Source organism: Streptomyces sp. DT224 (genome assembly GCF_049844595.1).
GTDB lineage: Bacteria > Actinomycetota > Actinomycetes > Streptomycetales > Streptomycetaceae > Streptomyces.
The window spans coordinates 17398-31170 of the sequence record NZ_JBNCLI010000007.1 but is presented as its reverse complement, the minus strand read 5'-3'; the positions used below and the strand labels follow the sequence as shown (position 1 = coordinate 31170).

At 71.1% G+C, this 13773-nt stretch carries 14 protein-coding genes; 7 read left to right on the top strand and 7 right to left on the bottom strand.

What is annotated here, in order from left to right:
- Window positions 1-2 precede the first annotated feature (2 nt).
- Window positions 3-1541, bottom strand: coding sequence for a S8 family peptidase (locus ACLQ2N_RS18390; protein WP_425814286.1), 1539 nt, complete (start codon window positions 1539-1541; stop codon window positions 3-5).
- 287 nt (window positions 1542-1828) lie between these two features.
- Between ACLQ2N_RS18390 and ACLQ2N_RS18385 the strand changes: the two genes are divergently transcribed.
- The 3 genes from ACLQ2N_RS18385 to moaA all read left to right on the top strand — a co-directional run bounded on the left by ACLQ2N_RS18385 (window position 1829) and on the right by moaA (window position 4961).
- Complete coding sequence (locus tag ACLQ2N_RS18385) at window positions 1829-2194, top strand: DUF485 domain-containing protein (protein WP_425814284.1); 366 nt, start codon at window positions 1829-1831, stop codon at window positions 2192-2194.
- Complete coding sequence (locus ACLQ2N_RS18380; protein WP_425814282.1) at window positions 2191-3822, top strand: solute symporter family protein; 1632 nt, start codon at window positions 2191-2193, stop codon at window positions 3820-3822. The genes ACLQ2N_RS18385 and ACLQ2N_RS18380 overlap by 4 nt, the downstream gene beginning before the upstream one ends.
- Before the next feature lie 149 nt (window positions 3823-3971).
- Window positions 3972-4961 (top strand): GTP 3',8-cyclase MoaA, encoded by a 990-nt coding sequence (gene moaA, locus ACLQ2N_RS18375; RefSeq protein ID WP_425814280.1) that lies wholly within the window; start codon window positions 3972-3974, stop codon window positions 4959-4961.
- Between the two features lie 10 nt (window positions 4962-4971).
- Here moaA and ACLQ2N_RS18370 read toward each other — a convergent pair whose 3' ends face one another.
- Both ACLQ2N_RS18370 and ACLQ2N_RS18365 read right to left on the bottom strand, forming a co-directional pair.
- Window positions 4972-5211, bottom strand: a complete 240-nt coding sequence (locus tag ACLQ2N_RS18370) for a hypothetical protein (RefSeq protein ID WP_425814278.1) — start codon at window positions 5209-5211, stop codon at window positions 4972-4974.
- 206 nt (window positions 5212-5417) lie between these two features.
- Complete coding sequence (locus ACLQ2N_RS18365; RefSeq protein WP_425814276.1) at window positions 5418-5786, bottom strand: DUF3099 domain-containing protein; 369 nt, start codon at window positions 5784-5786, stop codon at window positions 5418-5420.
- Window positions 5787-5982: 196 nt separating this feature from the next.
- Between ACLQ2N_RS18365 and ACLQ2N_RS18360 the strand changes: the two genes are divergently transcribed.
- Entirely contained in the window at window positions 5983-6258 is a 276-nt protein-coding gene (locus ACLQ2N_RS18360; RefSeq protein WP_093709444.1) for a GlsB/YeaQ/YmgE family stress response membrane protein, read from the top strand.
- 87 nt (window positions 6259-6345) lie between these two features.
- Here the strand turns inward: ACLQ2N_RS18360 and tyrS are convergent, their stop codons facing one another.
- From tyrS to ACLQ2N_RS18345, 3 genes are all read right to left on the bottom strand, one after another.
- On the bottom strand, window positions 6346-7614 hold the full coding sequence (tyrS, locus tag ACLQ2N_RS18355; RefSeq protein WP_425814274.1) for a tyrosine--tRNA ligase: 1269 nt from the start codon (window positions 7612-7614) through the stop codon (window positions 6346-6348).
- A 215-nt stretch (window positions 7615-7829) separates the two neighbouring features.
- Window positions 7830-9224 carry a metallopeptidase TldD-related protein gene (locus ACLQ2N_RS18350; RefSeq protein WP_425814272.1) on the bottom strand — a complete coding sequence of 465 codons (1395 nt, stop codon included), beginning with the start codon at window positions 9222-9224 and terminating at the stop codon, window positions 7830-7832.
- Window positions 9221-10744, bottom strand: coding sequence for a TldD/PmbA family protein (locus tag ACLQ2N_RS18345; RefSeq protein ID WP_425814270.1), 1524 nt, complete (start codon window positions 10742-10744; stop codon window positions 9221-9223). The genes ACLQ2N_RS18350 and ACLQ2N_RS18345 overlap by 4 nt, the downstream gene beginning before the upstream one ends.
- A gap of 224 nt (window positions 10745-10968) precedes the next feature.
- Between ACLQ2N_RS18345 and fabG the strand changes: the two genes are divergently transcribed.
- From fabG to ACLQ2N_RS18330, 3 genes are all read left to right on the top strand, one after another.
- Window positions 10969-11688 (top strand): 3-oxoacyl-[acyl-carrier-protein] reductase, encoded by a 720-nt coding sequence (gene fabG, locus ACLQ2N_RS18340; RefSeq protein WP_018104724.1) that lies wholly within the window; start codon window positions 10969-10971, stop codon window positions 11686-11688.
- A 5-nt stretch (window positions 11689-11693) separates the two neighbouring features.
- Window positions 11694-12461 (top strand): enoyl-ACP reductase FabI, encoded by a 768-nt coding sequence (fabI, locus tag ACLQ2N_RS18335; RefSeq protein ID WP_073864775.1) that lies wholly within the window; start codon window positions 11694-11696, stop codon window positions 12459-12461.
- A gap of 177 nt (window positions 12462-12638) precedes the next feature.
- The gene (locus tag ACLQ2N_RS18330) at window positions 12639-13019 is read left to right on the top strand and encodes a hypothetical protein (RefSeq protein ID WP_425814267.1); all 381 of its coding nucleotides are present in this window, start codon (window positions 12639-12641) and stop codon (window positions 13017-13019) included.
- A gap of 5 nt (window positions 13020-13024) precedes the next feature.
- Here the strand turns inward: ACLQ2N_RS18330 and ACLQ2N_RS18325 are convergent, their stop codons facing one another.
- Window positions 13025-13699 carry a FadR/GntR family transcriptional regulator gene (locus tag ACLQ2N_RS18325; RefSeq protein ID WP_425814265.1) on the bottom strand — a complete coding sequence of 225 codons (675 nt, stop codon included), beginning with the start codon at window positions 13697-13699 and terminating at the stop codon, window positions 13025-13027.
- Window positions 13700-13773 lie beyond the last annotated feature (74 nt).

The following is a 13773-nucleotide window of genomic DNA, read 5'->3' as shown; positions in this document are numbered from 1 at the left end:
GTTCACCAGCGCACGGCGTCCAGCGCGTCGACCACACCGGCCCCGTAGAAGCCATTGCGGTCCTTGCCGCCCTCGCAGACCGCGTCGGCCGTGCCGTCACCGTCGATGTCGTACGGCGCGTCGCACGCCTTCGCGTCCGCCTCCAGCGTCAGCAGCGCCTTGACCGCGGCGGGCGTCGCGTACGGGTGCTTCGACTTGATCAGGGCCACGACGCCGGCGACGTGCGGGGACGCCATCGACGTACCGGCCTTGTAGCCGTACGTGCCGCCCGGCAGCGTCGAGAGGATCAGACCGCTCGTCGCCGGGGGCTCGGGCGTCTGGTAGACGGTCGAGTCCCCGCCGGGCGCGGCCACGTCGATGACCCCGTTCCCGTAGTTCGAGTACGACGCCTTCAGGCCCTTCGCGCCCGTCGCCGAGACCGTGACGACACCCGGGAGCATCGTCGGGATGTCCAGGCACTGGCGCGGGTCGACGGTCCGGCCGCCCGGGGTGGTGTCGTTCGGACTGGTGGTGTCCTCCAGGGAGTCCGCCGCCAGGTCCTCGGCGGAGTTCCCGGCGGCCGCGACGTTGACCGCGCCCTTCCGCTCGGCGTACCGGGTGGCCCGGTACACGGCCTCGACCAGGGCGCCCTGGTCCGGGTCGTTCTTGCAGTTGTACAGCCACGGGTCGGTGTAATAGCTGTTGTTGGTGACGTCCACGCCGTGCTCGGCCGCCCAGACGAAGCCGCAGACCACGGCCTCCGTGTAGAAGAAGCCGTCCGGGTTGGCGACCTTGATGCCGGACACCTTCACGCCCGGCGCCACACCCGTCACGCCGATGCCGTTCTTGGCCGCCGCGATGGTGCCGGCGACATGGGTGCCGTGGTCGCTCTCGCCGGGCTTCGGACGCCAGGCGCCCTCCGTGGTGTCCGGGGCGCCCGACACGCAGTTCGCGGAGGCCGCGCGGTCGAAGTTGGGCGCGAGGTCCGGATGGGTGTCGTCCACCCCGGTGTCGATGACCGCGACCGTCACCCGGGAGCTGCCCAGCGACTTCTGGTGGGCCTTGTCCGCCTTGATGGCCGGCAGGTCCCACTGCAACGGCTCCATCGGGTCCTGGTCCGCCGTCGCCTTCGCCGCCGCGGCCTTCTCCTGCGCGGCCGTCAGGGGCTGCTCGACCCCGATGTCCTTGGTGGCCTGGGGCACGATCGGGTTGGTGCGCGTGGCGCCCGCGGACTGGACGCCCCTGACCTCGCGGACCGTCTTCGCGAAGTCCGGGTTCTTCGAGTGGACGACGATGACGCCGATCCGGTCGTAGGCGATCACCACCGTGCCGCCGGTCCGTTCTATCGCCTTGCGCACCTGCTTGACGGTCCCGGGACCGCCCTGGGTGTTGACCACGTACGACAGTTCCGGTCCGTCCGCGGGGACCGCCGCGGCGGGGGCACCGTGCCCCGCCGGGGCGGCGGAGGCCACCCCCGCCGGCAGGAAGCCGAGCGAGGCGGTGAGGGCCAATCCGACGGGCAGCGTCAGTGCGCGCGTCCGTCCGGATCCCAGATGAGCCATGGGGTCTCCACTTCATCCGTGTCAGCCGACCGGACACAGGGCGTGCCCAGTCGCGTACATGACCAGTGAAGCTAGCGCCGATCATCCCGGCACATCAATCGATTCGCACGAACACGTGCGCATCGGACCGCCCGAAGGGGTGACGGAGAGCGGGGGTGAACCCAAGTGAACCGCTTCGCCGCGCGCTGCGTGCCGTTGTCAGGGGAAGCGCACCACCACCCCCGAATACGAGGTCCCCCGTGCAACCGACCGTCCCCACCACCGCACCCGCGTCGCGAGGAGAATCCGTGGCTACCGATGCACCGCCGCCCGAGGGCGATACGGAGAAGAGCCCTGCCCAGCCCACGACCGAGGCGTTCCTCGCGGAGCAGGGCAGCGCGGAGTTCGGCGAACTGCGCCGCTCCCACCGCTCGTTCGCCTTCCCGCTGACCGTCGCCTTCGTCCTCTGGTACCTGCTCTACGTGCTGCTCTCCAACTACGCGGGCGGCTTCATGGGCACCAAGGTCTTCAGCAACATCAACGTGGCCTTCGTCTTCGGCCTCGCCCAGTTCGTCACCACCTTCCTCATCGCCTGGTTCTACTCGCGCCACGCCAACGCGAAGCTGGACCCGAAGGCCGAGGCCATCAAGAGCCGCATGGAGGCCGACGCATGAGCGCCGCGTACCACTCCCACACCGCCGTGACCCTCGCCGCCTCGTCCACCAGCGAGCACCGGCCGCTCATCATCACGCTGTTCGCGGTCTTCGTCGCCGCCACCCTCGGCATCACCGTCTGGGCCGGCCGCCAGACCCGCAGCGCCTCCGACTTCTACGCGGGCGGGCGCCAGTTCACCGCCTTCCAGAACGGACTCGCGGTCTCCGGTGACTACATGTCCGCCGCGTCCTTCCTCGGCATCGCGGGCGCCATCGCCCTCTTCGGCTACGACGGGTTCCTCTACTCCATCGGCTTCCTCGTCGCCTGGCTGGTGGCGCTCCTGCTCGTCGCCGAACCCCTGCGCAACTCGGGCCGTTACACCATGGGCGACGTCCTCGCCTACCGGATGCGCCAGCGCCCGGTGCGCACCGCGGCGGGCGTCTCCACCATCGTCGTGTCGATCTTCTACCTGCTGGCACAGATGGCGGGCGCCGGAGCACTGGTCACCCTGCTCCTCGGCATCAGCAGCGACGGCGGAAAGATCCTCATCGTTGCGCTGGTCGGCGTACTGATGATCGTCTACGTCACCATCGGCGGCATGAAGGGCACCACCTGGGTCCAGATGGTCAAGGCCGTCCTGCTCATCGCCGGCGCCCTCCTGATGACCCTCATGGTGCTGTGGAAGTTCGACTTCAACGTCTCCGACCTGCTGGGCACCGCCGCCGAGAAGAGCGGCCACGGCTCCGCGTTCCTGGAGCCCGGACTGAAGTACGGCGCCACCGGCACCTCGAAGCTCGACTTCCTCTCCCTCGGCCTGGCCCTGGTCCTCGGCACCGCGGGGCTGCCGCACATCCTGATCCGCTTCTACACGGTGCCCACCGCCAAGGCCGCCCGTAAGTCCGTCAACTGGGCCATCGGCATCATCGGCGCCTTCTACCTGATGACCATCGCCCTGGGCTTCGGCGCCGCCGCGCTGATCGGCCCGAAGAACATCGCGGCCCCCGGCAACACCGCCGCACCGCAGCTCGCCGAATACCTCGGAGGCGTCGGCACCACCGGCGGCGCGGTCATGCTCGCCGTCATCTCCGCCGTCGCCTTCGCCACCATTCTCGCCGTCGTCGCCGGACTGACCCTCGCCTCCTCGTCCTCCTTCGCGCACGACATCTACGCCAACGTCATCCGCAAGGGGCAGGCCACCGAGAAGGAGGAGATGAAGGCCGCCCGCTGGTCCACCGTCTTCATCGGCGCCGCCGCGATCGTCCTCGGCGTCTTCGCCCGCGACATGAACGTCGCCGGCCTCGTCGCCCTCGCCTTCGCCGTCGCCGCCTCCGCCAACCTGCCGACGATCCTCTACAGCCTCTTCTGGAAGCGCTTCACCACCCGGGGCGCGCTGTGGTCGATCTACGGCGGCCTGGCCTCCTCCGTCATCCTGGTGCTGTTCTCGCCGGTCGTCTCCGGCAACGAGAAGAGCTCCATGTTCAAGGGCGTCGACTTCTCCTGGTTCCCGCTGGAGAACCCCGGCCTGATCTCCATCCCGCTCGGCTTCCTGCTCGGCTGGGTCGGCTCGCTCCTGTCCAAGGAGGAGCCGGACAAGGGCAAGTACGCCGAACTGGAGGTCAAGTCCCTCACCGGCATCGGAGCCCACTGACCACGCCCGTACGAGGCCGCGTCGTAGGGTCCTACGACGCGGCCTCGCCGCGCCTCGTGCAAACGGGCCCCCTCCGGCCCCACCGGTCTCGCGTAGGCTCGAAGGAGTCAGATACCGCGACCGGGAAGTCACCGGGGGAGGGGGCCACCGTGCTCATCGACACCTACGGCCGGGTCGCCACCGACCTGCGCGTCTCGCTCACCGACCGGTGCAACCTGCGCTGCACGTACTGCATGCCCGAGGAGGGCCTGCAGTGGCTGGCCAAGCCCGATCTCCTCACCGACGACGAGATCGTCCGGCTCGTCCGCATCGCCGTCACCCTGCTCGGCGTCACCGAGGTCCGCTTCACCGGCGGCGAACCGCTGCTGCGCCCCGGCCTCGTCTCCATCGTCCAGCGCTGCGCCGGGCTGGAGCCCCGCCCGAGGATGTCCCTCACCACCAACGGCATCGGGCTGAAGCGGACCGCCGCCGCCCTGAAGGACGCCGGCCTCGACCGGGTCAACGTCTCGCTCGACACCCTGCGGCCCGAGGTGTTCAAGACCCTCACCCGCCGCGACCGCCACCACGACGTGCTGGCCGGCCTGGAAGCCGCCCGCGACGCCGGACTCACCCCCGTCAAGGTCAACACCGTCCTGATGCCGGGGCTCAACGACGACGAGGCGCCCGACCTGCTCGCCTGGGCCGTCGAGCACGGTTACGAGCTCCGCTTCATCGAGCAGATGCCGCTGGACGCCCAGCACGGCTGGAAGCGCGACGGCATGATCACCGCGGGCGACATCCTCGCCTCCCTGCGCACCCGCTTCGACCTCACCGCCGAGGACGACGGCGAGCGCGGCTCCGCCCCCGCCGAGCGCTGGACCGTCGACGGCGGACCGCACCGGGTCGGCGTCATCGCCTCCGTCACCCGCCCCTTCTGCCGGGCCTGCGACCGCACCCGGCTCACCGCCGACGGACAGGTCCGCACCTGCCTGTTCGCTCGCGAGGAGACCGACCTGCGCGGGGCCCTGCGCTCGGACGCGCCCGACGAGGAGATCGCCCGCGTCTGGAAGCAGGCGATGTGGGGCAAGAAGGCCGGATCCGGCCTTGACGACCCGAGCTTCCTCCAGCCCGACCGCCCCATGTCCGCGATCGGCGGCTGACCCCGTCCCGTCACGGGGACGCGGGGCGCGACTCCCACTCCGCCAGCGTCACCACGTCCTTGAGGAAGCCCCGCACCCCGAGGAACGAGGACAGGTGCTCCCGGTGCTCCTCGCAGGCCAGCCACGTCTTGCGGCGCTCCGGCGTGTGCAGCTTCGGGTTGTTCCAGGCCAGCACCCAGACGGCGTCGGCCCGGCAGCCCTTGGCCGAACACATGGGGGCGGGATTCTCGGCGGATTCCGGGGAGTTCACGGACTCAACCCTAGAGGGTGCCGGACGCGCGCCCGGAGGCGGGAATGGCGACGCCGGGCAGCCACGGGGGGAGCTGCCCGGCGTCGGTCCGTCGCTCCGACGGGGGATGCGGAGCGCTTTCAAAGTATGTCACGCACACCCTGCCGCAGTGCACCGGAACTCCATGATTGATCTGAGCTTTTCTTGAGCTTGGGCCCGTCCTGGGCTCAGTCCCGATCCGTCGCATCCGAAGACCGGAAACCGCGTCCGGACTGCGGTGAGGGCGTCGCCGCACCGGCTTCGAGAGCCGGATACGACGGGGGCGGCAGCACGAACGTGGACGGCAGCGCGGGGCTCGTCTCGCGGCCCGCGTTGGCGATGACGACGGCCACGTACGGCAGCAGCACCCCGAGACCGAGCGCCACGAACGCGATGTGCCGCTCGACGTTCCACAGGACCGCGGCGGCCACCACCGACACCGTGCGCACGCTCATCGAGATCACATAGCGGCGCTGTCTGCCGCGCACGTCCTCGGCGAGACCCTGCCGGGCCCCCGTGATCCGGAAGACCTCCGTACCACCCTGTTTGCGCACCACGTCCCCACCAACCTTCCCCGGACCCGGACCGGCCGCTCCTACGCTACGCCCGGCATCCGGCGCCCACGAGACCGGGGCACACCGTATGCGTACATTCCGCCTCTCGCCCGCACGGATCCGCCCGACGTGCGGCGGGCCGCCGCAGCGCCGAGACTGGCCGGGACATGCGCGACACGGCGTCGCTCAAGGAGGCAGCATGGGCTGGTTGTGGGCAATCATCGTGGGCCTGGTGCTCGGACTCATCGCCAAGGCGATCCTGCCGGGCAAGCAGCAGATCCCCCTCTGGCTGACGGTCATCTTCGGCATGATCGGCAGCGTCCTCGGAAATGCTGTCGCCACCTGGATCGGGGTCAACGACACCAAGGGCATCGACTGGACGCGCCATGTGCTCCAGCTCATCGGCGCGGTGGTGGTGGTCGGTGTCGGCGACATGCTGTACGCCTCGCTCCGGGGCAACAGACAGCGCACCTGAACCCTCCGGCACCCCAGGAACGGCGAAGCGGCCGGACACGTCACACGTGTCCGGCCGCTTCGCCGTCTCGACGAGTACGGGTACGGCTCAGCCGGCCGTGACCTCGATCGCCGCCAGGTTCTTCTTGCCCCGGCGCAGCACCAGCCAGCGCCCGTGCAGCAGCTCCTCGCGGGCCGGGGCCGCCTCGCCGTCGACGGCCTTGACGTTGTTCACGTAGGCGCCGCCCTCCTTGACCGTGCGCCGCGCCCCCGACTTGCTCGGCGCCAGACCGGCCTCCACCAGCAGGTCCACCAGCGGGCCCAGCTCGGTGACCCGGGCGTGCGGCACCTCGGACAGGGCGGCGGCCAGCGTCGCCTCGTCCAGCTCGCCCAGCTCGCCCTGGCCGAACAGGGCCTTCGACGCGGCGACGACCGCGGCGCACTGGTCCGCCCCGTGCACCAGCGTCGTCAGCTCCTCGGCCAGCGCGCGCTGCGCCGTCCGCGCCTGCGGGCGCTCCTCCGTGACCTTCTCCAGCTCCTCCAGCTCGGCCGGGGTCCGGAAGCTGAGGATGCGCATGTAGCGCGAGATGTCCCGGTCGTCCACGTTCAGCCAGAACTGGTAGAACGCGTACGGCGTCGTCATGCCGGCGTCCAGCCAGACGGCCCCGCCCTCCGACTTGCCGAACTTGGTGCCGTCCGCCTTCGTCATCAGCGGCGTCGCCAGCGCGTGCACCTCGGCGCCCGGCTCCAGGCGGTGGATCAGGTCCAGGCCGGCCGTGAGGTTGCCCCACTGGTCGCTGCCGCCCTGCTGGAGGGTGCAGCCGTAGCGGCGGTACAGCTCCAGGAAGTCCATGCTCTGGAGCAGCTGGTAGCTGAATTCGGTGTAGCTGATGCCCTCGTCGGACTCCAGCCGGCGGGCGATGGACTCCTTGGTCAGCATCTTGTTGACCCGGAAGTGCTTGCCGATGTCCCGCAGGAACTCGATCGCGGACATCCCCGCGGTCCAGTCCAGGTTGTTCACCATGACCGCGGCGTTCTCGCCCTCGAAGGACAGGAACGGCTCGATCTGCGAACGCAGCCTGGTCACCCACTGGGCGACGGTCTCCGGGTCGTTCAGCGTGCGCTCCGCGGTGGGCCGGGGGTCACCGATCTGACCGGTGGCCCCGCCCACCAGGGCGAGCGGCCGCAGCCCGGCCTGCTGGAGTCGGCGCATGGTGAGCACCTGCACCAGGTGGCCGACGTGCAGGCTGGCCGCGGTGGGGTCGTAGCCGCAATAGAAGGTGACGGGACCGTCCGCGAGAGCCTTGCGCAATGCGTCCTCGTCGGTGGACTGGGCGAACAGCCCGCGCCACTTCAGCTCGTCGACGATGTCCGTCACGGTTCCTGTGCTCCTTACGGCAGTGAGTTGTACGAGTCAGTCTAGTGCCGCGTCAGCCAAGGTTCGCCCCGTCGCGGCGTCATGCACGCACGCTCGCCGCACCGGCCGAAAGCCCACGTACGTCCAGTACGAGGGCTTCCGGCCGGCACGCCGAGAGCACGCACCTGACGCCGCTCCTTACCGGACAAACCTTGGCTGACGCGGCACTAGGCGCGTCAGACGCCCCGGCTGACCGAGCTCATGTTGAAGTCCGGGACGCGCAGCGCGGGCATCGCGGCCCGGGTGAACCAGTCGCCCCACTCGCGTGGCAGCGTCTTCTCGGTGCGGCCCGCCTCGGTGGCCCGGGACAGCAGGCCGACGGGGGACTCGTTGAACCGGAAGTTGTTCACCTCGCCCACCACCTCGCCGTCCTCCACCAGGTAGACCCCGTCCCGGGTCAGCCCGGTCAGCAGCAGCGTGGCCGGGTCCACCTCGCGGATGTACCAGAGGCAGGTCAGCAGCAGCGCGCGGCCGGTCGTGGCGGCGGCCATCTCCTCCAGCGACCGTTCGCCCCCGCCCTCCAGGATCAGGTTGTCGATCGCCGGGGCGAGCGGTTGCCTTGTCAGGGCCGCGGTGTGCCGGGTCGTCGTCAGCCGGTCCAGCCGGCCGCCGGCGATCCAGTCGGTCCGGGCCAGCGGGAGCCCGTTGTCGAAGACCGAGGCGCCGTCCCCGGAGGAGTGCGCGATGACGAAGGGCGCCGACTCCAGGCCGGGTGCGTGCGGGTCGCTGCGCAGGGTCAGCGGCAGCGGGGACAGCGTCTCGCCGAGGCGGGTGCCGCCCCCCGGCTTGGAGAACACCGTCCGGCCCTCCTCCGCGTCCCGTGCCGTGGAGGACCAGAGCTGGTAGATCAGCAGGTCGGCGACCGCGGTCGGCGGCAGCAGCGTCTCGTACCGCCCGGCGGGCAGCTCGATCCGGCGCTCCGCCCAGCCGAGCCGCCGCGCCAGCTCCGCGTCCATCCCGGCCGGGTCGACGTCCCTGAAGTCCCGCGTGGAGCGGCCCGCCCAGGCGGAACGGGTGCGGTCGGGCGACTTGGCGTTCAGCTCCAGCGTGCCGGTCGGCTGGTCGTGGCGCAGCCGCAGCCCCGTGGAGGTGCCGAGGTACGTGGAGGTCATCCGGTGGTGGGCGAAGCCGTACAGTTCGCGCCCCCCGACCCGGGCCCGGGCGAAGGCGTCCCCGAGGGCCGGTGCGAACGCGGCGAACACCTCGGAGCCCGTCTCGGCCGGCGCGTCCGTGAAGTCGGGCGACGCGGGCACCCCGGTGACCAGCGGCTGGGCGTCCTCGGCCGGTCCCGCGGCGCGCGCGGCGGCCTCGGCCGCCCGGACCAGCGGCTCCAGGTCGTCCGTCGTGACGGCCGCCCGGGACACCACACCGGAGGCGGTGCCCTCGGCGCCGTCGACCGTGGCGACGACGGTCAGGGTCCGGCTCCGGGTGACCCCGTTGGTGGTCAGCGCGTTGCCCGCCCAGCGCAGATTCGCCGACGACTCCTCGTCCGCGATGACCACACAGCCGTCGGCGGTCGACAGACCGAGCGCCCGCTCGACGATCTCGTACGGCTTGCTGACGCGGCTCATCGCCCGGCCTCCTGCGTCGTGTTGAGGATGTTCACGCCCCGGAAGAGGGCCGACGGGCAGCCGTGGGAGACGGCCGCGACCTGGCCCGGCTGCGCCTTGCCGCAGTTGAAGGCGCCGCCCAGCACGTACGTCTGCGGGCCGCCGACCTTCTCCATCGAGCCCCAGAAGTCCGTCGTCGTCGCCTGGTACGCGACGTCGCGCAGCTGCCCGGCCAGCCGGCCGTTCTCGATGCGGAAGAACCGCTGCCCGGTGAACTGGAAGTTGTACCGCTGCATGTCGATGGACCACGACCGGTCCCCGACCACGTAGATCCCGCGCTCCACCCCGCCGATCAGGTCCTCCGTGGAGAGCCCGCCGGGATCCGGCCGCAACGACACGTTCGCCATGCGCTGCACGGGGACATGGCCGGGGGAGTCCGCGTAGGCGCAGCCGTTGGAGCGGCCCAGACCCGTGAGCTTCGCGATCCGGCGGTCCGTCTGGTAGCCCACCAGCGTCCCGTCCTTCACCAGGTCCCAGGACTGCGCCTCGACGCCCTCGTCGTCGTAGCCGATCGTCGCCAGCCCGTGCTCGGCGGTGCGGTCGCCCGTCACGTTCATCACGGGCGAGCCGTACGCCAGCCTCCCCAGCCGGTCGAACGTGGCGAACGACGTTCCCGCATAAGCCGCCTCGTACCCCAGCGCGCGGTCCAGCTCCGTGGCGTGGCCGATCGACTCGTGGATCGTCAGCCACAGGTTGGACGGGTCCACGACCAGGTCGTACGTCCCCGCCTCCACACTCGGCGCCCGCATCTTCTCCGCCAGCAGCCCGGGAATCCGTTCCAGTTCACCGGCCCAGTCCCAGCCGGTCCCGGTCAGGTACTCCCAGCCGCGCCCCACCGGCGGCGCGATGGTGCGCATCGAGTCGAACTCGCCGGTCGCGGAGTCCACCGCCACGGCCGTGAACTCCGGGTGCACCCGGACCCGCTGCTGCGTGGTGACCGTGCCCGCCGTGTCCGCGTAGAACTTGTTCTCGTGCACGGCCATCAGCGAGGCGTCCACATGCGCCACGCCCTCGGCCGCCAGCAGCCGCGCGCTCCATTCGGCGAGCAGCCCGGCCTTCTCCCCGGCCGGCACGTCGAAGGGGTCGACCTCGTACGCCGAGACCCAGGTCCGCTCCCCGTGCGAGGGCTCGTCCGCCAGCTCGACCCTCTCGTCGGACCCAGCCGCCGCGATCACCTTCGCCGACAGCTTGGCCATCGCGACGGCCTGCGAGGCCACCCGCGCCGCCGCGTCCATCGTCAGGTCGACGCCCGAGGCGAACCCCCAGGCCCCGCCGTGCACGACCCGGACCGCGTAACCGAGGTCGGTCGTGTCGGACCCCCCGGCGGGCCGGGCGTCCCGCAACCGCCAGGTGGCACTGCGCACCCGCTCGAAGCGGAAGTCGGCGTGCGCCGCCCCGAGCGCCCGCGCCCGGGCGAGCGCCGCGTCGGCGAGGGCCCGTAGCGGAAGCGCCAGGAACGACTGATCTACCTCATGGGGCACGGGGCGGCCTCTCCTTCGCGGTCACATACCCTCGGATCGTTTACGAGGCAGTGAAGCACGGTCCACGCCCGGGTGCGGACGAATGGTCCCGGGACGCCCCGGGCCTCGGACTGTAGGAACCCGACAGTGCCCGGGGGGAGGCGCTGTCAGGGGCCGATTCCCCGCCGCGCGGACGGTACCGATAGGTTTCCGAGGTACCAGACCGCTAACGAAAGGGTGATCCGTTGAGCCGCTCGGTTCTCGTCACCGGAGGAAACCGGGGCATCGGCCTCGCCATCGCCCGCGCTTTCGCCGACAACGGCGACAAGGTCGCGATCACCTATCGTTCCGGCGAGCCGCCCGCCGAGCTCACCGAAGCCGGTGTTCTCGCGGTCCGTTGCGACATCACGGACCCCGAGCAGGTGGAGCAGGGCTACAAGGAGATCGAGGAGAAGCACGGCAACGTGGAGGTGCTGGTCGCCAACGCCGGTATCACCAAGGACCAGTTGCTGATGCGGATGTCCGAGGAGGACTTCACGTCCGTCCTCGACACCAACCTGACCGGCACCTTCCGGGTCGTCAAGCGCGCCAACCGCGGCATGCTGCGCGCCAAGAAGGGCCGTGTCGTCCTGATCTCCTCCGTCGTCGGCCTCCTCGGCTCGGCGGGCCAGGCCAACTACGCGGCCTCCAAGGCCGGTCTGGTCGGATTCGCCCGGTCCCTGGCACGCGAGCTGGGTTCGCGGAACATCACTTTCAACGTCGTCGCGCCCGGTTTCGTCGACACCGACATGACGCAGGTGCTCACCGAGGAGCAGCGCAAGGGCATCGTGGCCCAGGTGCCGCTCGCGCGTTACGCGCAGCCCGAGGAGATCGCCGCCGCGGTGCGCTTCCTCGCCTCCGACGACGCGTCGTACATCACTGGAGCCGTCATCCCCGTTGACGGCGGATTGGGCATGGGTCACTGATCACCATGAGCGGAATTCTCGACGGCAAGCGCATCCTCATCACGGGTGTGCTGATGGAGTCGTCCATCGCGTTCCACGCCGCCAAGGTGGCGCAGGAGCAGGGCGCGGAGGTCATCCTGACCGCGTTCCCGCGGCCCACCCTGACCGAGCGCATCGCCAAGAAGCTTCCCAAGCCCGCCAAGGTCATCGAGCTGGACGTGACCAACCAGGAGCACCTGGACCGCCTCGCCGGCCTGGTCCGCGACGAGCTGGGCTCGCTGGACGGCGTGGTGCACTCCATCGGCTTCGCGCCGCAGGACGCGCTCGGCGGCAACTTCCTCAACACCCCGTTCGAGTCGGTCTCCACGGCGATGCACGTCTCGGCGTTCTCGCTGAAGTCGCTCGCCATGGCGTGCAAGCCGCTGATGAGCGAGGGCGGCTCGATCGTCGGCCTCACCTTCGACGCGCAGTTCGCCTGGCCGCAGTACGACTGGATGGGCCCGGCCAAGGCCGCCCTGGAGGCCACCTCCCGCTACCTGGCCCGCGACCTGGGCCCGGACGGCATCCGCTGCAACCTGATCTCGGCCGGGCCGCTCGGCTCCATGGCCGCCAAGTCCATCCCGGGCTTCGACGGGCTCGCCGACGTGTGGAACACCCGCGCGCCGCTCGCCTGGGACATGAAGGACCCGGAGCCGGCCGGCCGCGGCATCGTCGCGCTGCTCTCGGACTTCTTCCCGAGGACCACCGGCGAGATCATCCACGTCGACAGCGGCGTGCACATGATGGGCGCCTGACCCCTCGGTCCCGTACGTTCCGACCGCGCACCGTCCCCGGCGTCCTCCGGAGGCGGTGCGCGGTCGTTTCCGCCGCCCCGGCGTACGCCCTCGCGGCGCTCAGGTCGAAAAGCCGGACGATCCACCGCAGAATGTGGAGGAACCGGACTTCCGGTCAGGCGTGGGGAGGAGATCGCTGTGCGTCGCACACCTCGCCGAACCCGGTCCCTGCTGGCCTCCGCCGCGGTCGTCGCCGCGCTGCTCGTCCCGGCCGGGCTGTACGCCGCCGGGCACGTCGGAGCCGCCGGCGCGGCCGCACCGCCCGCGCCCAGCCCCGAACCCGCCGGCTCCGAGTGCCGTACGTCCGTCGAGGGCTCCCGGGTCGTCGCCTACTGCCACAACCCCTACCCCTCGGCCGACCGCGTCCAGCTGCACACCGAATGCGCCCACTGGTGGGACGTGGACGCGGACTCCAGACCGGTCACCGTCGCACCGGGCCGCACGGTGCGCCTGGCCGACCGCTGCTGGAAGGAAGTCGCCTCGGCCTGGGTCACCCACAGCGCGGCGCCCCGGGCGTAGGGCTCTCACACCCGGTCCGCCAGGCAGGTCAGCGCATGGCTCGCGGCCTCCGTCGCCGCCGTCTCCGCGTCGCCCGCGCGGATCGCCTCGACCAGGCGGCTGTGGTCCATGTGGTTCTCCGGCCGCAGCTCCTGGCCGACATCGCCGCGCAGGTAGTCCCGCAGCAGGTCGCCCAGGTCCGCGTACAGCCCCGTCAGCACGTCGTTGTGGGAGGCGGCCACCACCGCCAGGTGCAGCGTCGCGTCGGCGGCCACGAACGCCTCGGCGTCCCCGGCCGCCCAGGTCTCCTCGCGCCGCCGCATCAGCGCGTCCAGCTGCTTCAGGTCCCGGTCGGTACGCCGGACCGCGGCAAGGCGCGCCGCCGAGGACTCCAGGGTCGACCGGAGCTCCGCAACGTGGCGCGGGTCCGCCGCGGCGAACCGGCGGTGCATCACCCCGGCCAGCTCGCTGGTGGCGACCACATAGGTGCCCGAGCCCTGCCGGATGTCCAGCAGCCCGTTGTGCGCGAGCGCCCGGACCGCCTCCCGGACCGTGTTGCGGGCCACCCCCAGCTGCTCGACCAGCTCGGGTTCGGTCGGGATGCGGGAGCCCACCGGCCACTCGCCCGTGGTGATCTGGTTCCTCAGCTGGGCAATCACCTGGTCGGCGAGTGCCGAACGCCTCGGGGACGTCAGCGCCATGGTGCTCCTCGGTCGCAACGGCTCATGGGCCCGATCCTCTCAGGGTCCGGCGGGCGGACGGAATGGACAACCAA